The sequence below is a fragment of the Streptomyces sp. NPDC002138 genome, from assembly GCF_040296485.1.
In the GTDB taxonomy this organism is placed as follows: domain Bacteria; phylum Actinomycetota; class Actinomycetes; order Streptomycetales; family Streptomycetaceae; genus Streptomyces.
The window spans coordinates 1-17,215 of sequence record NZ_JBEOXE010000107.1; the positions used below are offsets into that span (position 1 = coordinate 1).

The 17,215-nt window shown below is 75.5% G+C and carries 15 protein-coding genes and 1 pseudogene; 5 read left to right on the forward strand and 11 right to left on the reverse strand.

Annotated features, from left to right (window positions below; all coding sequences use genetic code 11):
- Positions 1–149: 149 nt before the first annotated feature.
- A complete protein-coding gene (locus tag ABT084_RS36035; protein WP_351053505.1) occupies positions 150–929 on the reverse strand; it encodes a hypothetical protein in 780 nt (259 codons plus the stop codon).
- A gap of 130 nt (positions 930–1,059) precedes the next feature.
- Between ABT084_RS36035 and ABT084_RS36040 the strand changes: the two genes are divergently transcribed.
- From ABT084_RS36040 to ABT084_RS36050, 3 genes are all read left to right on the forward strand, one after another.
- Positions 1,060–1,494 carry a MarR family winged helix-turn-helix transcriptional regulator gene (locus ABT084_RS36040; RefSeq protein WP_351053508.1) on the forward strand — a complete coding sequence of 145 codons (435 nt, stop codon included), beginning with the start codon at positions 1,060–1,062 and terminating at the stop codon, positions 1,492–1,494.
- A 97-nt stretch (positions 1,495–1,591) separates the two neighbouring features.
- On the forward strand, positions 1,592–2,161 hold the full coding sequence (locus ABT084_RS36045) for a hydrolase (RefSeq protein WP_351053510.1): 570 nt from the start codon (positions 1,592–1,594) through the stop codon (positions 2,159–2,161).
- 63 nt (positions 2,162–2,224) lie between these two features.
- A complete protein-coding gene (locus ABT084_RS36050; RefSeq protein WP_351053512.1) occupies positions 2,225–3,139 on the forward strand; it encodes an SDR family oxidoreductase in 915 nt (304 codons plus the stop codon).
- 25 nt (positions 3,140–3,164) lie between these two features.
- On the opposite strand, the gene ABT084_RS36055 is transcribed toward ABT084_RS36050, so the two are convergent.
- Both ABT084_RS36055 and ABT084_RS36060 read right to left on the reverse strand, forming a co-directional pair.
- Complete coding sequence (locus ABT084_RS36055; RefSeq protein ID WP_351053514.1) at positions 3,165–4,226, reverse strand: enoyl-CoA hydratase/isomerase family protein; 1,062 nt, start codon at positions 4,224–4,226, stop codon at positions 3,165–3,167.
- A gap of 136 nt (positions 4,227–4,362) precedes the next feature.
- The gene (locus ABT084_RS36060; RefSeq protein WP_351053517.1) at positions 4,363–4,716 is read right to left on the reverse strand and encodes a hypothetical protein; all 354 of its coding nucleotides are present in this window, start codon (positions 4,714–4,716) and stop codon (positions 4,363–4,365) included.
- 332 nt (positions 4,717–5,048) lie between these two features.
- Between ABT084_RS36060 and ABT084_RS36065 the strand changes: the two genes are divergently transcribed.
- On the forward strand, positions 5,049–6,698 hold the full coding sequence (locus ABT084_RS36065) for an alpha/beta hydrolase (RefSeq protein WP_351053519.1): 1,650 nt from the start codon (positions 5,049–5,051) through the stop codon (positions 6,696–6,698).
- 64 nt (positions 6,699–6,762) lie between these two features.
- On the opposite strand, the pseudogene ABT084_RS36070 reads toward ABT084_RS36065, so the two are convergent.
- The 4 genes and pseudogenes from ABT084_RS36070 to ABT084_RS36085 form a co-directional block, all read right to left on the reverse strand.
- Positions 6,763–7,511: pseudogene (locus ABT084_RS36070) on the reverse strand (N-acetyltransferase).
- Between the two features lie 141 nt (positions 7,512–7,652).
- Complete coding sequence (locus ABT084_RS36075; RefSeq protein ID WP_351053522.1) at positions 7,653–7,775, reverse strand: ALQxL family class IV lanthipeptide; 123 nt, start codon at positions 7,773–7,775, stop codon at positions 7,653–7,655.
- Positions 7,776–7,849: 74 nt separating this feature from the next.
- On the reverse strand, positions 7,850–10,729 hold the full coding sequence (gene lanL, locus ABT084_RS36080; protein ID WP_351053525.1) for a class IV lanthionine synthetase LanL: 2,880 nt from the start codon (positions 10,727–10,729) through the stop codon (positions 7,850–7,852).
- 129 nt (positions 10,730–10,858) lie between these two features.
- Complete coding sequence (locus ABT084_RS36085; protein ID WP_351053528.1) at positions 10,859–11,038, reverse strand: hypothetical protein; 180 nt, start codon at positions 11,036–11,038, stop codon at positions 10,859–10,861.
- A gap of 221 nt (positions 11,039–11,259) precedes the next feature.
- On the opposite strand from ABT084_RS36085, the gene ABT084_RS36090 reads away from it, so the two are divergent.
- Entirely contained in the window at positions 11,260–12,321 is a 1,062-nt protein-coding gene (locus tag ABT084_RS36090; RefSeq protein WP_351053531.1) for a hypothetical protein, read from the forward strand.
- 61 nt (positions 12,322–12,382) lie between these two features.
- Here ABT084_RS36090 and ABT084_RS36095 read toward each other — a convergent pair whose 3' ends face one another.
- The 4 genes from ABT084_RS36095 to ABT084_RS36110 form a co-directional block, all read right to left on the reverse strand.
- The gene (locus ABT084_RS36095) at positions 12,383–13,258 is read right to left on the reverse strand and encodes a hypothetical protein (RefSeq protein WP_351053534.1); all 876 of its coding nucleotides are present in this window, start codon (positions 13,256–13,258) and stop codon (positions 12,383–12,385) included.
- A 121-nt stretch (positions 13,259–13,379) separates the two neighbouring features.
- On the reverse strand, positions 13,380–14,339 hold the full coding sequence (locus tag ABT084_RS36100) for a GNAT family N-acetyltransferase (protein WP_351053537.1): 960 nt from the start codon (positions 14,337–14,339) through the stop codon (positions 13,380–13,382).
- 107 nt (positions 14,340–14,446) lie between these two features.
- Positions 14,447–15,862, reverse strand: coding sequence for an MFS transporter (locus tag ABT084_RS36105; RefSeq protein WP_351053540.1), 1,416 nt, complete (start codon positions 15,860–15,862; stop codon positions 14,447–14,449).
- Between the two features lie 174 nt (positions 15,863–16,036).
- Positions 16,037–17,215, reverse strand: a 1,179-nt coding sequence (locus ABT084_RS36110; RefSeq protein ID WP_351053543.1) for a thioesterase domain-containing protein, incomplete at its 5' end; no start/stop codon positions are given.

Genomic DNA, 17,215 nt, shown 5'->3' on the forward strand with positions numbered 1-17,215 from the left:
AAGTACGTCCAGTACGAGCGCTTCCGGCCGGCACGCCGAGAGCACGCACCGGACGCCGCTCCTTGACGGGCAAACGTTGCCTGACGCGGCACTAGGCCCTGCCGGGAGTACCTCCGTGCACCTGGGGGCCGGCCGCGCTCGGGCGCCGGTCAGCGGGCGAGGTGGAGCCGGGTGTGGAACCACCCGGCGCTCTCCTTGCCCGTCGGGTCCTCCCCGAGCGCGGTGACGGCCTCGACCGCGCGCCGCTGCTCGCCCTCGTCCGTGAACCGGCGCTGCGGGTAGGTCTCGGCGCTCCGCTCGACGGTCAGCCCGTACGACTCCAGGCGCGCGGTGACGGCCCGGAAGTCGTGGGTGCGCAGCACGAAGGCGGCCACCGGCACGGGCCGGCCCGCGGCGGAGAGCAGGCGCCCGAAGGTCCGCTCGGTGAGGAAGGCGGCCCCGCCGGTGAGGGTGATCAGGCCGACTCCGGCGGCGGCCCGGCGCAGCTCCTCGTCGGGTTCGCCGCGCTCCAGGTCCTCGCAGTAGCCCTCGTCGAGGAGGCCGACGGCGAGCGCGTACGCCACGGCGGGCCGGGACACGTCGACCCCGATCGAGCCGACCGCTTCGGGCAGTCTGCGCGAGGCGTAGAACGCCCGGTCCTCTTCGATGAGTTCGGGCGTGCTCAGCTCGGCCGTCTTGGCCGAGGTGTAGCGCTCGTACAGCTCGTCGAGGCTCACGTCGTGGTTCACCAGCGCGGCGTTGATCCCGTACGAACAACAGATGTCGAGCATCACCTGTTCTTCGGGCGGCAGTTCGCCGATCAGCTCGCGGAAGACCCGCTGCCCGTGGTGCGGCGCCTGGTAGCCGTACGGGCCCAGCTGGGCGAAGTACCCGCGCGGGTCCGGCAGTCCGTAGACCTCGTCGAAGCTCGTCATGTCCGCTGCAGTCATGGGCGCAGGTCTATCCGGCGTACGCCGGGCGCGGAAAGACGGCCGTTCCGGCCACGCGTCGGGACCGCTCGGCACGCCAGATCGACAGGTAACCTTGCCAGTTTGCCTGTCGATCGCATACGGTCGCGGTATGGCAGACGCACAGCGGGAGCTGCGGGAAACCGCCGCGGAGCTACAGCTCGCCGTCCGCATGGTGGTGCGGCAGATGCGGGTCGCCGCCTCCGGGGGGCTGTCCTTGTCGCAGGTGGCGGCGCTCAAGCAGCTGGCCCACCACGGCCCCGCGACCGCCGCTGAACTGGCCCGGGCCGAGGGGATCCGCCCGCAGTCGATGATCGCCACGGTCAACGCGCTGCGCGCGGCCGGATACGTCGAGCGGACCGCCGACCCCACCGACGGACGGCGGCAGATCATCGCGCTGACCGAGAGCGGCCGCGACACCGTCCGCGCGCGCGGGGAAGCCGGGTACGAGCGCCTCGCCGAGCTGCTCGCCGAACGCCTCACCGAGCCCGAGCGCGCGACCCTGCGCGAGGCGATCGGCCTGCTCAAACGGCTCGCGGAGGGCTGAGCGGGCCCGGGGCGGGAGCCGCCGGGCCCATCGGGCTGCCGTACCGCGAGACCCACCGGATTCACCCACGGACCCACGAGAAGGAACCGAGATCCTCATGAGCGACCTGACCCTCGACGCGCACACCGCCCTCGTCCTGATCGACCTCCAGCAGGGCATCCTGGCCCTGCCCGCCGCCCGCCCCTCCGGCGACATCCTCGCGAAGTCCCTCGAGCTGGCACGGGCCTTCCGCGCCCGGCAGCTCCCCGTGGTCCTCGTCAACGTCGCCTGGTCCCCCGACGGCGGCGACCTGCCCACCGCCGAGGCCGACCTCGCCGGCCCGCACGCCGCGCCGCCCGCCGCCTTCAGCGAACTCGCCCCCGGGCTCGCCGTCGAGGGCGACATCCGCATCACCAAGCGCCACTGGGGCGCCTTCACCGGCACCGAGCTGGACCTCCAGCTGCGCCGCCGCGGGATCACCCGGATCGTCCTGGCGGGCATCTCCACGAGCGTCGGGGTGGAGTCCACCGCCCGCACGGCCTGGGAGAACAGCTACCACCTGGTCTTCGCCGAGGACGCCACGACGGACCTCGACGCGGACTCGCACGCGCACAGCTTCGGCAAGATCTTCCCCCGCCTCGGCCGGGTCCGCTCCACCGCCGAGATCATCGCGGCCCTCGACGCCTGAACCCCCCGCGGCCCCGGCCCGGTCCGCGAGCCCACGGCCCGGGGCCGGTCGTAGGCTCGCGGCATGACGGGATCACTGACGGGACGGGTCGCCCTCGTCGCGGGGGCGACCCGCGGCGCGGGCCGCGGCATCGCCGTGGAGCTGGGCGCGCGGGGCGCGACCGTGTACGTGACCGGGCGCAGCACCCGCGGCAGGCGCTCCGAGTACGACCGGCCCGAGACGATCGAGGAGACGGCCGAGCTGGTCACGGCGGCGGGCGGCCGGGGCATCGCGGTCGTCGCGGACCACCTGGTGCCGGAGCAGGTCGAGGCGGTGGTCGGGCGGATCGACGCCGAGCAGGGCCGGCTGGACGTGCTCGTCAACGACATCTGGGGCGGCGAGCGGCTCTTCGAGTGGGAGAGCACGGTCTGGGAGCACGACCTGGACAAGGGGCTGCGGCTGCTGCGGCTCGCGGTCGAGACCCACGCCGTCACCAGCCACTTCGCGGTGCCGTTGCTGCTGCGCGAGCCGGGCGGGCTGGTGGTGGAGATGACGGACGGGACGGCGGAGTACAACGCGAGCCGCTACCGGGTCTCGTTCTTCTACGACCTGGCCAAGTCGTCCGTGCTGCGCATGGCGTTCGCGCTCGGGCACGAGCTCGGGCCGCGCGGGGCGAGCGCGGTGGCGCTCACCCCCGGCTGGATGCGCTCGGAGCTCATGCTCGACGCCTTCGGGGTGACGGAGGCGACGTGGCGGGACGCCCTGGAGAAGGTCCCGCACTTCGCCATCTCGGAGACCCCGTCGTACGTCGGCCGCGCGGTCGCGGCGCTGGCGGCGGATCCGGAGCGGGCGCGCTGGAACGGGCAGTCGCTCTCCAGCGGGCAGCTGGCCGGGGTGTACGGCTTCACCGACCTCGACGGGAGCCGCCCGGACGCCTGGCGGTACATGGTCGAGGTGCAGGACCCGGGACACCCGGCCGACGCGACGGGCTACCGCTGAGCGGGCCGCCCGCGGTCGCGCCCGCTCATGCGGCCCGGCCGCCGTCGAGGCGCAGTTCGCGGTCGGCGCCGAGGGGGGCGAAGTACCGCTCCACGTCGTCGTCGGAGACCTGCGCGAGGTCGGCCGGCGACCAGTGGGGCGTGCGGTCCTTGTCGATGACCTGGGCCCGGATGCCCTCCACCAGGTCGGGCGAGGTCAGTGCGGCGCAGGACACCCGGAACTCCTGGGCCAGCACCCGCTCCAGCGAGCCGAAGGCCCGGGCCCGGCGGACGGCCGCCAGGGTGACCTTGAGCGCCGTCGGGGACTTCGCGAGGATCGTTTCGGCGCACTCCTTGGCCGCCGGGTCGCCGTACCGGGACAGCCGCTCCACGATCGCCTCGACCGTGTCGGCGGCGTAGCAGTGGTCGATCCACGCGCGGTGCCGGGCCAGTTCACCGTCCGGGGCCGTTCCGGCGTACCGGGGCAGTACGTCGCCCACGGCGCCTGAGGCGAGGTCGCGGCCCAGGTCGGCGAGCCGGCCGGCGGGGACGAAGTGGTCGGCGAGCCCGCACAGCAGCGCGTCGGCCGCACCGACCGCCGCGCCGGTGAGGGCGAGGTGGGTGCCCAGCTCGCCGGGGGCCCGGGCCAGCAGGTGGGTGCCGCCGACGTCGGGCACGAAGCCGATCCCGGTCTCGGGCATGGCGACGCGGGAGCGTTCGGTGACGATCCGGACGCTGCCGTGGGCGGAGACCCCGACCCCGCCGCCCATCACGATGCCGTCCATGAGGGCGACGTACGGCTTGGGGTAGCGGGCGATCCGGGCGTTCAGCCGGTACTCGTCGCGCCAGAAGTCCACCGAGGCGGTGCCGCCCGCGCGGGCGTCGGCGTGGATCGCCCGGATGTCGCCGCCCGCGCACAGGCCGCGCTCCCCCGCGCCGGCGATGAGGACCTGGTCGATCCGCGGGTCGTACTCCCAGGCGGCGAGCGCCTCGGTGATCCGCAGCACCATGGGGCGCGTGAGGGAGTTGAGCGCCCCGGGGCGGTTGAGGGTGATCCGGCCCGTCCGGCCCTCGGTGGTCACCAGGACTGTGTCGTCCTCGTCGCGCATCGGCGTTCCTTCCCTCATGATCCGGACCGACATTATGTCCGGAACGGGAACCCGAACCCGAACGGGAACGGGAGCCGGCCCCGCTCCCGCCGCGGGCCTCGCGGGCCGCGGTGGGAGCGGGGCCGGACCGGTCGGGTCAGCTCGGGTCGTGGAAGTACACGGAGCGGACCTTCAGGTTCTCGGAGGCCGGCTTGCCGTGGGCGCGCAGGTTCCACTCCGGGCCGGTGCAGTCCGCGCCCTTGAAGACGGTCACCAGCTCGTCCGTCGCGTTGTGGGGCGTGTGTCCCGGCTCGACCCACTCGCTGCCGACGTAGGGCAGGTTGACGCACTGGTCGCTGCGCGGGTCGTGCAGGGCGACGGTCAGCACCTCGCCGCGGTCGTCGGTGAAGGTGTAGCTGAAGTCACCGGTCGCGGCGAAGGCGGAGCCGGGGACGGAGAGGGCGAGCACCAGCCCGGCCAGGCCCGCGGTGACGGCACTGCGAAGCTTCATGGAAGGTCTCCTCAAGATCGGCGAGGGGTCACGGCGGACCGTATGCCGGGCGTGCGGAAGCGAATCGGTTCTGCCCACGCCGACCGGCCCGGGTTCCACCGGGACGGGTGAAGCATCGGGGTCACCGGGGTCTCGCACGGCACCCCGGGACGGCCCAAGCACCGCGCCGTTTCGGCCAATTGTCCCGATCCGGGCTCATTCGCTCGGCGGAGACGGGCCGACGCCCGGGGAGGATTCGCCCGGCCGGTCCGTACGCCAGGGTGAACAGGGAACCGGCTCCGCCGATCGGCCGCGTCCGAGCGGCCCGCTTCGCCGAAAGGAACGGCTCCCCCGTGCGCCTCACACGCATCACACGCATCGCGCCCCTGCTCGCCGCCGCCGGACTCGTCGTCACCACCCTCCCCCTGCTGTCCGTGACCGGGGCCGCCGCCGCGTCCGGTGCCGCCTCGTCCGCCTCGCCCGCCTCGCCCGCCGCGGCCGTCTCCTCCGCCTCGGCCGTCTCCTCCGTCTCCCCCGTCTTCGACTACCGGCCGCCGCCGCCCTCGTGGCACCGCTGCGCCGCCGACCGGCCGGCGGCGTACGAGTGCGCGACCCTCCGGGTCCCGCTCGACTACGAGCGCCCCCGGGACCGGTCGATCGACCTCGCGATCTCCCGGATCAAGACCGAGGACCCCGGCAAACGGCACGGAGTCCTGCTGCTCAACCCGGGCGGGCCGGGCGATCCCGGGCTGGACCTGCCGCTGACGGTGCTCGACGTACTGCCGAAGGACGTGCGCGACGCGTACGACCTGATCGGCTTCGACCCGCGCGGTGTCGGCGCGAGCAGCCCGGTCGGCTGCGGGCTGAGCGACGCCGAGCAGGTCGTCGACCGGCCGTACCACCCCGAGACCTTCCCCTCCGACGTGGCGTGGGCCCGTACGGTCGCCGACACGTGCCGCCGGACCGCGGGGACGGTCCTTCCGTACCTCACCACCCGCAACACCGCCCGCGACATGGACGCGATCCGCGCGGCCCTCGGCGAGCGGCGGATCTCCTACCTCGGCTACTCCTACGGGACCTACCTCGGCGCGGTGTACACACAGCTGTTCCCGGCCCGTACCGACCGCTTCGTCCTCGACAGCGGTGTGGACCCGCGGCACGTGTGGCGCGGCGCGATCCGGACCTGGGCGACCGAGGCCGAGCCCGCCTTCGCCCGGTGGACCCGGTGGACGGCCGAGCGGGACGCCGCGTACCACCTCGGTGCCACCCCGGAGGCGGTCTCGCGGACCTTCTGGGAGCTGGTGGCGCGGGCGGACCGCGATCCGGTCGAGTTCCAGGGCGAGAAGGTGACGGGCGACACGATCCGGGGCGCGCGCCGGGTGTTCTTCTCCCCCGCGCAGGCCGCTCCCCTCGTCGCCGCCATCAAGGCCGCGGCCGACGGTACGCCCGCGCCCGCCGCCGCGCCCTCGCTGCGGGAGGCGCTCGGCGCCGCGCGCCCCGCGGCCGGCGGACCGGCCCCGGACAACGGCATCGCCGTCTTCTGGTCGGTGGTGTGCGGTGACGCGGACGACTGGCCCCGCGATCCCGAGCAGTACCGGCGCGACGCGGTCCGGGACAAGGCCGCCTACCCGCTGTACGGGGACTTCGCCTCCAACATCAAGCCGTGCGCCTTCTGGCCGCGGCCGCGCGAGGCGGTGACGCCGATGCGGCTCCCGGCGGACGTGCTGACCGTGCAGAACGAGTGGGACTCGCAGACCCCGCTGGTCAGCGGCGAGGGCATGCACCGCGCGCTGAGGGGCTCGCGGATGGTGCTGGCGCTGGGCGGCGAGGGGCACGGGGTGTATCTCGCGGATCCCGGCTCCTGCGTCACCGCGACGGTGACCGGCTACCTGGCCACGGGCCGGCTCCCGGCCCGTGACGTGCGCTGCCGGGCCACCACGCCGCCTCCGACCACGCGCCGGCTCGCTCCGGTCCCGCCGCCCTCCGCCCCGGGCCGCTTCTGACGTGCTCCGGCCGGGGCCCGGCGCGGGGGGTGCGGGGCCTGGGGCGTTGGGCCCGGGGCCCCGGTCACGCCTCGGCGGCGGGCTCCAGGCCGTGCCGGACCCACACGTTCGGCTCGACGTAGACCGCGTAGCCGTGCGCGGTGTCGCAGTGCAGCGGGACCAGGGCGCCGGGGACCTCCACCGCGCCGTCCCGGTCGAGGGCGAGGCCGGTCCACGCGCGCCACTGCTCCAGGGATCCGCTGACCGTCATGGACGCCCGGGCGATCCGCTCGATGGCGCCCCCCGCCTTCACGTGGACGCGCAGCCACGGGTCGTCCGGCAGCCCGTCCTCGCGCAGCAGTCCGGCGTACTCGGCCACGGGCAGGTGCGGCCTCAGGTGTGGACCGGGGCGAGGAGGTCGCGGTGGCCCCGGGCGCGGGCCGCGCCGCGCAGTGCCGACAGCATCCGGTACGACATCCCACGGCCGAGGTGGGAGCGGTCCACGGTGATTTCGAGCGCGCTGGCGACGGTCACGGCGGCGCCGCGCCGCCGGTCCTCGAACGCCCACACCAGCACCCGGTCCCAGCCCTGGTCGGGCATCTCCTCGCGGCCGTCCGACGCGGCGTCGAACGGCACGCCGTACCCCCGGGCCACGACGCGGTCGCCGTCGGTGGCCACGACGCAGTACTGCGGGAACTCCTCGGGCACCCGGCCCAACAGGGCTCCGGCGACCGGCTCGTGCGGGATGAACGCCGGCCAGCTGTCGTCGATCTCGTAGAGCCGGCCGGTCAGTTCCGGGCGTTCGGCGAGCGTGCTGATCCTGATGCTGTCGATGGCTGTCACACGGCAGCACGCTGCCACAGCGCGACCCGGTTGCCGAGCGGCTTTCCGCGCGACGCCGAGGAGGGGACCAGCCCCCCGGGCTGGTCCCCTCCTGCAGGCGGGCGCGGGGCCCACCGTCAGTCGTTACCGACTTCAGCAGCCGCTGAAGTGGATGCGGCAGGCGGTGATCAGCGCGGCGGCGTGCTCCTCGCCGAGGTTCTCGGCGGCCAGGTCGGCCGGGAGGACCTGCAGGGCGTCGATGTCGTGCTCCATCATGATGGGCTCCTTCTGTTGGGGAGGGGTACCGGTCCTCGCGGACCGGCCACCGGCGGCCGACGGCCACCGGAAGTTCAGGGGTGGGCGGGTTCGCCCTCGGGCAGCCAGGCGCGCGGGCCGCCGGACTCCATGCGCAGCAGCAGCGAGAGGCTTCCGGCCAGTCCGGTGGCGTACTCGGCGAGCACGCCCCGGCGGTTGTCGTCCGGCACCAGCAGGCGGCCGTCGCGCAGGACGGCCTGCGCGGCCATGTGCTCGACCAGCGACTCGGCCCCGGCGCGGTGACGCGCGTCGCCCGTCAGCGCGGCGGCGTCGAGCAGGAACTCGGCGTTGCCCGCGAGCCCGTGGCACGCGGCGGGCGAATCGCCGGACCTGCCCGCCCGGACGGCGAGGGCGGCGCCCTCCACCAGGTCGCGGGTGGCGTCGTCGGTCCGGCCGGTCGCCGCCCAGAGGCGGACCAGGAAGGTGCCGACTCCGGACGAGCCGTTGCACCAGTGCCGGGCGAGGTCCGGCGAGCCGGAGAGGTGCCGGGCCCGGTCGACGGGCCACAGCGTGCCCGCCGGGCCGCCGCGGGCGGCGGTGGTCAGGGTGCCGCCCGCCTCGACGGCCGCCTTCAGGAAGCGGTCGTCCCCGGTGGCTTCGGCCGCGAGCAGCAGGAAGGTGCCGACTCCGGCGACGCCGTGGGCGAAGCCGTAGTGCCAGGCCCCGGCGAGGCCGGAGTCGAAGTCCTCCGGTACCGGCCAGAAGACGCCCTCGGGGGTGTGCCGGGCCGCCGTGAGCAGCCCCTCGGCGACCTCGGCGGCCCGTTCCAGGAAGCGGGGGTCGCCGGTGGTGCGCCAGAAGTACAGCTGGGCCAGGCCCGATCCGGCGGCGCCGTGGCAGACGTCGGGGTTGGGCCACTGGACGGGCAGCTTCAGGGCGAGCGCGGTGGCGCGCCCGGCCAGGGCCGGATCGTCGAGGGCTCCGGCGGCGTCGAGCAGCGCCCAGGCCGTGCCGGAGCGGCCGAAGTGCAGTCCCGGCAGGGTCCAGGGCAGGGCGTCCTGCCGGTCCGCCGTCCACAGCGCGGCGGTGCGCAGGCCCTCGCGCAGGGCCTCCCGGGTGGGCGTGCCCGCCCCGGCCGGCCGGTCGTCCCAGCCGTTCAGGGCCCGGGCCAGGACGGCGACCCCGCCCGCCGAACCGTGCTGTACGGCCACCGGGTCGCAGGTCGAGCCGAAGGTGTCCGAGGGCCAGAGCCGGTCGGCGTCCCGCGGGCCCATGGTGGCCAGGAGGTGGGCGACGCCGTCCCGGACCAGGCGGCCGCGGACGTCCGCCGCGCCGCTCCGGTCGCTCTCCCCGGTACGCGGGGCGGGCGCGGCGGGCCGGTCCCCGGCGAGGAAGCGCCGTACGTCGTCCAGGGTCCAGCGGTCGGCCGGCTCGTCCCGCATCAGGCCGAGGATCAGCGGGGCGTGGCGTTCCAGCGTGCTCTGGCCGCGGGCCAGCAGTCCGACGAGGCCGGCCAGGCGTTCCGCGTCCGGGCGGGCGTCGGCGGCGGGCCGGTCCGCGGCGAACAGCGGGTCGGCGCCGCTCAGCGCGTGCAGGACGGTGGCGCCCAGGGCGTACAGGTCGACGGCGGGGCCCATCGCGGGGGCCACCTGGGGGGCGGCGCGCAGTTCGGGCGCGGTGTAGCCGGGGGTGGCGCCGAGCATCCAGCGCTCGCCCTCCCGCGCCGCCATCTCCAGGTCGATCAGCAGGAGCCGGCCGTCCGGGGTGACCATGACGTTGTTCGGGTTGAAGTCGTGCAGGGTGACGCCCAGTTCGTGGGCGGTGGCGACCAGGTCGGTCAGCTGCCGGACCAGGGAGTCGGCGGTGGCGTCGTCGGGACAGGCGGCGCCGGTCGCGACGAGGCGCTCGGCGACCGTCCGGCGCAGGGTGGCGCCCGGGACGGTCTCGGCCGCCAGGAACACGCTGCCCTGCTGCTCGAACACCTCGGCCAGCCGGGGAACCCGGTCCGGGTGGACCTTGCCGAAGCGTTCCAGCAGGGTCGCCTCCCGGCGCAGCAGGTCCCGTACGTCGAGCCCCTCCAGCCCGGCGGCCACGTGGGGCCGGGCCTGCTTGACGACGACCAGCGCGCCGGTCTCGGTGTCCTCGGCGCGGAACACGCCGCCCTTGTTGGAGTGCTGGATGGCGCCGCGCACCAGGTACCGGCCGCCCAGCAGGACGGGCTTGGCGGTGGCGGTGCTGCGGACCGGGGCGGCCGAGCGCTCGGGGAAGGGGTCTCCCGCCCAGGCGGGCGGGCTGAACCAGGCGTTGCGTTCGTCGGCGACCCGGCGCCCCTCGGGGTCGGTCAGCAGGGTGGCGAAGCAGCCGTCGGCGGTGAGTTCCTGGACACCGGCGAACACCCCGAACCGGTAGGAGACCTGGCTGTCCGGCAGGTAGCGGCGGTCGGAGAGGACCGCGGGTCCGGGCAGCCCCAGCGTGGCCCGGTGGAGTTCTTCGGCGAGCAGCCGGAACTGGTCGTCGTCCGAGGGGTACACGGTGATGAACTTGCCGCCGCCTCCCCGCTCGAAGCGCCCCGAGACGAGGGCCGCCACCCGGGACGGGCTGGCCGCGAACTTGAACGCGGCGCGGTGGGCCACCAGTACCTCGGCGGCGCGGGCCAGGGCCAGCGGCGCGGCGAGCGGGGTGGCCGAGACGTGGAGCTTCCACCCCTGGGCGCGCCGGACCGGGCCGCCGTCCGGGATCACGTGGCACCAGAACTCGCCCGGCGTCACGGACCAGTCGCCCGCCGCGCCGCCCTCGGCGCCCTCGGCGCGGGGCACCGCCGGGCCCTCCTCCCGCTCGTCCCGTCGCCCGTCCCGTCGCGCGGACCGTGCGATGACGGCGCGGACCAGGTCGAGGAAGAGCGCGAGGTCCGCCGGACGCTCGGCCCCCTCTCGGGGCCCGTGTCCGGACCGGGAGGGGGTCGGAGTCGCAGGCAAGGATGACACGGTCTTCGGCCTTTCACTTCTGGGCGGACGGGCGGACGGGCGGAGGGGCGGACGGGCCTGCGGACGGGCGGGAGCCGCGGGGAGCCCGGTGCGGGTGGCGCGGCCGGTGTGGCCGTCGGCTCAGTACCGCCGCGGGACGTGCTCGTCGCCCCAGCTGGTGTCCATGAGCTCGGCCGCCCGCGTCGTGACCGTCGCGGACCCGGCCCGGTGCCCTCCGGCGGTGTCCTGCACGGCCAGGGCGGACACACCGCACGCCAGCAGGACCGTGAGGGCGAGGAAGCAACGGGTGGCTGCGGACATGGTGCGACTCCTGAGTCGGGAGGTGGTGGCATGGCCCGGGAACACCACCGATGAGGTGGTTCGCCATGCGATGTCCGCCTGAGGGGGTTTGTGTGGCGGACACCCGAATCTCCTCACGCTACGCCCTCTTGGTCCAGCGCTCCGATCTGGCAATACCCTGCAGAGCACGGAAGTAGCAGGGCCGCATAGGGGGCAGAAGCATCGATACTGGGACAGGCTTCATGGAGTTGCCACGACTGGACGCGGCCTCCGTCGCCGTTTTCGAGCACGTCCTGGAGCGGGGCAGCCTCCGGCGGCGCCCGCTCGACATACCCCCTGACCTCGGCCTCAGCGCCGAGGAGGCCGAGCGGGCGTGCCACACGCTGCTGCTGCTCCGGCTGCTGAGGACGGTTCCGGGGTGCCCCGACGAGCTGATGGCGGTCAGTCCGGACGCCGCGGCGGCGGAGGCGGTCGGTCCGCTGGAGGCGCGGCTCGCACGGAGCTCGGCGCACGCCCAGTCCGTACGGGACGACCTGCACTCCCTGATGCCGCGTTACCGGGCCACCCGCCACGAACAGGGCCGCCGCGAGGGCATCGACTCGCTGCCCGACCTGGCCGCGGTGTCGGCGCTGCTCGCCGAGCAGTCGGCGCGGTGCCGGGAGGAGGTCTTCACCATCCAGCCGGGCGGCGGACGGCCGCCCCACCGCCTGGGCGACGCCATCGACCGGGACCTGGCGATGCTCGGCCGCGGGGTGCGCATGCGCACGCTGTACCAGCACCCGGCCCGCTCCAACCTGGCCACCCAGGGGTACGTGGAGACGCTGACCGCGGCCGGGGCCGAATACCGCACCGCCGCCGAACTCCCCGACCGCGCGATCGTGTTCGACCGCAGCGTGGCCTTCCTGCCGCGGCGCACGGACGGCGGGAGCGGGGAGGGCGCGGTGCTCGTCCGGGACCCCGACGTGGTGGCGTACCTGTGCCGGGTCTTCGAACAGCACTGGTCGGCCGCGGACCCCTTCCTGGGGAGCAGCGGGGCCGCGTACAAGGAGGTCGGCCACAGTCTGCGGCGGACGCTGGTGCGGCTGCTGGTCGAGGGCGCGAAGGACGAGGTGATCGCGCGGCGGATGGGCATGTCGCTGCGGACCTGCCGCCGCCACATCGCGGACCTGCTGGAGGAACTGGGCGCCGAGAGCCGCTTCCAGGGCGGGGCCCTGGCCGAACGCGCCGGCCTGGCCGCCCCGGCGCCGGACGCGGGGGCGGAGGCGGGGGCCCCGGACGGGCAGGCCCCGGACGCGGGAGCTTAGTACCCGGGCGCCGGGGCCGGATCCGGGGCGCGGGCACGGGCACGGCCGCGGGCCTCTGGGGTTACTTCGTCGTCAGCACGATCCGTACCAGGTACGGCAGCACCTCGCCCACGCGGGCATCGTGGTCCAGCAGCACCGCGACCGGGTCGTGGCCCCGGGAGTGCAGGGCGTCCAGCGGGTGGGACCACTGGGCGCCGGGCAGCGGCCGGGGAGCGTCGCTCTCCTGCGCCCGGCCGATGGCGGGGAACGCGGGCGGCACGGAGCGGCCGGCCGCCCGGGCGCGGCTGCGGGACAGGGCGCGCTCCGCGGCGGTACGGGCCGCCTCGGCCAGGGTCGCGCCGGTGGCGATGACCGTGTCCCGGTCCAGGTCCCGGTCCGGGGCCGCGCGCGGGGCGAGCGTGACGGCGCAGGCGGGCAGCGAGAGCAGCCCGGTCAGATCGTGCGCGACGGGTTCGCCCTCGGCGCGCAGGGCGCGCAGCAGCGCGTCGGGGACGGCGTGGCCCTCCCCGGCGAGGCTCAGTCTGGGCACGCGTGTTCCGGGTTCCCCGAGGCGGCGGGCCAGCAGGGCCGCGCAGTGCTGGGCGAGGCCCCTTTCGAGGGCGCTCACCCAGGTCAGGCCCGCCGCGATGCCGACCGGGGAGGCGCAGGCGGGGACGGTGACCCGGCGCAGCGCGCCCGTGGCCAGGTCGAGGCCCCACGGCGCGGGCGCGGCGCGCGCGGCGGGGGCCGTGCGTCGCGCCGCCCGGGCGGCCAGCTCGGTGAGCGCCGTCTCGATGTCCGGGGCGGCGCCGAGCGCACCGGGCAGCAGCTCCACCGCCCGCTCCAGCACCGTGCGCGCGCCGAGTGCCGGGCCGCCGGCCCGGGACAGGAAGGCGGCCCGGGCCTCGGCTTCGGTCGGAGCCGGGGTCGCGGCGGCGGTCAACTCTTCGGTGCTCATTCTCGGCGGTCCCTCTCCACGGGGTTCTTGACGGGCCCCATGGAAGCGAGGGGGGATATGCACCGGATAGACGCGCGATCTCGGCCGGCCGCTCGGCGGGGCACGGGCCGGTCCGGCGCGTTCAGTGGGCGGACAGGACCAGGCGGCGGGCGTCGTTGCGGTACCCCACGCGCGCGAAGGCGGCGGCCATCGGCGCGTTCGTGAGATCGGTGTCGGCGCGCACCTTCTCCGGATCGGCTTCGGCCACCAGGATCCGGGTGATCTCGGCCAGGATCTCCTCCGCGTACCCACGGCCCCGGTGTTCGGGGAGCACGCCGAGGTATCCGACCACGGGGAAGGCGTTGTTGCGGGAGGGGAGGCCGAAGCCGACGGGCTCGCCCCCGGGTGTCCGGGCGACCCGCCACCAGGAGCGGTCCCCGGGCATGGTGTCGCGGTAGAACGCGACGTCCCCGCGGGCCTGGGCCTCGGGGCCGACGCTCTCGGCCTCCTTCCGGGAGACCGTGTCCAGGGTGTCCGTCAGGACCCGGCGGAAGAGGTCGACGAAGACCTCGTCATCGGGTTCGGCGGCGAACAGCAGCCGGCCGGTGGGCTCCGGGAGGGCGGTACCCGGCGTCCACTCGTAGCGCAGCCGCTCCAGGACCACCGGGAGACCGGCGCGCCGGGCCGCCTCCTGCCGCCATGCCACGGCCCCGGCCGTGTCGGGCCGCTCGCGCCAGTCACCGGGCAGGGAGAGGTGGTACTCCGGCGCGGCGCTCGCGCCGGCCCCGGCGTAGGCGGCGTGCGCGGTGGCGAGCAACTCGGCTGCCAGGGCCGTACGTTCATCGGCGGACCGGACCGCGTCGGCGACGAACACACCGTCGAGGGCGCCGGGCAGGGCCTCCTGCGGGTCGCCCCACCAGACGGCGAGGGCGAGCGGCTCGCCGCCGGGGGCGTCTTCGGCGACCCAGGTCCAGTCGGGGCGGTACTCACCGGCGGCGAGCCGGGTCGCGTACATGTCGGCCGTCATCCCGCCGGCCGCGTCGGTGACGATGAGCGGGAGGACGCGGTCGAGGTCGGACGCTGCGGTGGGGCGGAAGATCACAGTGACTCCGGATCGGTGAAGGGGCGGCGCGGCCCGATCGGGGCGGGTCGATCACCCCCGAGGGTAGGCAGGTCGCGCCGAACGGGCGGCGTGGAGGCGGGTGTTGCTCAGGAGGTGGCCGGGGGGCCCGTTGCGACCGGGGGGCCGGCCGCGCGGGACGCGCTCTCCCGTTCGGGGGGTGACGGACTCCCGGTGGGGGGCGGACTCTCGGCGGGGGGCGGGCTCTCGGCGGGGGGCGGGCTCTCGGCGGGCAGTGCGGTGATGGTGTGGTGGCGCCCGGCCAGCGCGGTGACGGCCAGGATCAGGCCCGTACAGCAGAGGAGCAGGGCGCTGCCGCGGTCGCGGGTCGTGCCGAGGAGGCGACCGAGGGTGGCGCCGAGGGGCCCGCCGGGGTCCACCAGCGGGCCGAGGACCTGCGAGGCCAGCGGTCCGGCCAGCAAGTAACCGAGCAGGATGCCGCCTTGGGTGAACATGCGGCGCAGGGCGAAGACGCGGCCCTGGGCCTCGGCGGCCACCGCGGACTGCCAGAGCACCTGGGCGCAGCTGCTGACCACCGGCAGGCCGAGGAAGAAGACGAAGGCGGCCGCGGCCAGGGGTACCGGGCGCGGGAAGAATCCGGCCTGCAGGACCGCGACCCCGCTGAGGACGGTGGCCGCCGTCACCCAGGGCAGCGGACGGCGCGGGGTGCCCCGGATGGACAGGGCGACACTGCTGATCGCGAGGCCGAGGCCCCCCGCGGTACTGACCATGGCCACCGCGGCGTTCTGCTCCGCCTCGGGGGTGGCGGCCAGGACCAGAGGCAGCAGCACGGCGGTGGCGGTGGCTTCGGCCGCGTTGAGGACGGTGACCAGGCGCAGGAGGTGTTTCAGTCCGGGCTGGTTGGTCAGCAGCCGCCTGCCTTCTCGCAACTCGGCTCGCCAGCCCGGGCGTTCCCGTCTGCTGTCGGCGCGCCCCGGGTGCCCGGCCGGCTCGGGGAAGCGGGCGGGCAGCAGGGTCAGCATGCCCAGCGCGAAGGAGACGACGTCGACCACCAGGACGGCGCGCAGGCCGCCCGCGCCGAGCAGGACGGCGGCGAGCATCGGGCCGAGCAACTGGGCTCCGGCCAGGGCTGTTTGAGTCATCGCACTGGCCCGGCCGCGCTGCTCGGGCCGGACCATGCCGGTGACGGCGGCGGCGAGCGCGGGCCACTGGAAGGCGGCGCAGCAGGACTCCACGATGATGACCGCGTACACCTGCCAGACGGCCAGGTGCCCGGTCGCCTGGGCGGCGGCCAGGGCCACGGCGCCCAGCATGGCCGCCCCGTCCGCGCAGAGCAGCACGACGCGGCGCCGGTGGCGGTCCACCAGGATCCCGGCGACCGGGGCGGCCAGCATGCCGGGGGCGAAGGCGAGCAGCAGTCCGGTGGCGAACTGGGTCACGGAGCCGGTCTGTTGGTAGATCCACAGGCCGAGGGCGAAGCCGGAGATGCTGGACCCGAGCGCGGTGACCAGGCGGCCCGCCCAGACGAGCAGGAAGGTGGTCATGGCAGACCCACGGGGGGCGGGGCGAGGGACAGGGGCATGGATGAGCTCCGTTTCGGAGGCCTCGGCGGGACAGGACGTCATGGGGCTGGGCGGGGGCGGCGGGGGGGCGTCCGGCGTCGGGCGTCGGGCGTCCGGCGTCCGGCGTCGGGTGCCGGACGCCCCCGGTGAACCCGGTCAGCTCAGGTGCGCGGCGAGGACCGGGCCGATCTGCGCCAGGGCCTCCGGGGTGGTGAAGCGGCTGTGCGGGATGTCCAGCGGGTGGTTCTCCACCGGGCCGTCCAGGTGCTCGGCCCACAGCTCGGCCAGCGGGGCGCCGTCCGCGCCCCGGCCCGGCAGGGCCTCGAAGAAGAGCACGGGGCCCCGGTAGCGGCCCGGCCGCTCGCCCTGGGCCAGCGCGATGTTGTTGGCGGTCACCTTCACCAGGCGGCCCAGGGCGGCCGGGTCCAGGCCGCCCAGCACGCTGCCGCGCTCCCGCAGCAGCTCCAGCACGGCCTCGGCGGTGGGCAGTCCCTCGCCCAGGACGCCCGCACTGTCCACGCCGTCCACGCCGCCAGCGCCGCCAGAGCCGTCCGCCGGGGCGGCGGCGGCGAGCGCCTCCAGCTCGTCGAGACCGAGTCCGTCCAGCGCCAGCGAGAGGATCTCCGCCGCGCTGAGCTGTCCGGCGTGCCGGAACCGTCCCGTCGGGTGCGAGTCGAGCATCGCGAGCAGGGCCACCTCCGCGCCCGCTTCCTGCAGTTGACGGGCCAGCTCGTGGGCCACCGTGCCGCCGAAGGACCAGCCGAGCAGGTGGTACGGGCCCTCGGGCTGGACCTCGCGGATCAGCCGCAGGTAGTCGGCCGCCATCTCCGGTACGGATCCAGGCAGTTCACCCGCGCCATCGAGCCCCCGGCCCTGCAGGGCGAACAGCGGCCGGTCGCGGTCCAGGTGGCGGGCCAGGCCGGAGTAGCACCAGCCGAGGCCACCACCGGGGTGGATGGCGAACAGCGGCTCGCGGTTGCCTCCGGTGCGCAGCGGCAGCAGCTGACCGAGCCCGTCGGCGGATCCGGTGTCGCCCTCGGCGCCGATCCGCTCGGCCAGCAGGGCCACGGTCGGGGTCTCGAACAGGGCTCGCAGGCCGATCTGGACGCCCAGTTCCTCACGGACGCGGGCGGTCAGCCGGGCGGCGAGCAGGGAGTGGCCGCCGAGGTCGAAGAAGTTGTCGTCGATGCCGACGTGGTCGACGGCGAGGGTGGTGGCGAAGAGGCCGCAGAGGACTTCCTCCCGGGGGGTGCGGGGGGCCCGGGTGGGGGCGTTGACCGTGCCGGGGACGGGCAGGGCACGGCGGTCCAGCTTGCCGTTGGGCGTCAGCGGCAG

Coding starts and splice junctions, on each gene's coding strand:
- ABT084_RS36050 (WP_351053512.1), top strand. CDS start 2,225: ATGACGGGATCACTGACGGGACGGGTCGCCCTCGTCGCGGGGGCGACC.
- ABT084_RS36040 (WP_351053508.1), top strand. CDS start 1,060: ATGGCAGACGCACAGCGGGAGCTGCGGGAAACCGCCGCGGAGCTACAG.
- ABT084_RS36035 (WP_351053505.1), bottom strand. CDS start 929: ATGACTGCAGCGGACATGACGAGCTTCGACGAGGTCTACGGACTGCCG.
- ABT084_RS36085 (WP_351053528.1), bottom strand. CDS start 11,038: ATGTCCGCAGCCACCCGTTGCTTCCTCGCCCTCACGGTCCTGCTGGCG.
- ABT084_RS36055 (WP_351053514.1), bottom strand. CDS start 4,226: ATGCGCGACGAGGACGACACAGTCCTGGTGACCACCGAGGGCCGGACG.
- ABT084_RS36090 (WP_351053531.1), top strand. CDS start 11,260: ATGGAGTTGCCACGACTGGACGCGGCCTCCGTCGCCGTTTTCGAGCAC.
- ABT084_RS36105 (WP_351053540.1), bottom strand. CDS start 15,862: ATGACCACCTTCCTGCTCGTCTGGGCGGGCCGCCTGGTCACCGCGCTC.
- ABT084_RS36095 (WP_351053534.1), bottom strand. CDS start 13,258: ATGAGCACCGAAGAGTTGACCGCCGCCGCGACCCCGGCTCCGACCGAA.
- ABT084_RS36075 (WP_351053522.1), bottom strand. CDS start 7,775: ATGATGGAGCACGACATCGACGCCCTGCAGGTCCTCCCGGCCGACCTG.
- ABT084_RS36060 (WP_351053517.1), bottom strand. CDS start 4,716: ATGAAGCTTCGCAGTGCCGTCACCGCGGGCCTGGCCGGGCTGGTGCTC.
- ABT084_RS36045 (WP_351053510.1), top strand. CDS start 1,592: ATGAGCGACCTGACCCTCGACGCGCACACCGCCCTCGTCCTGATCGAC.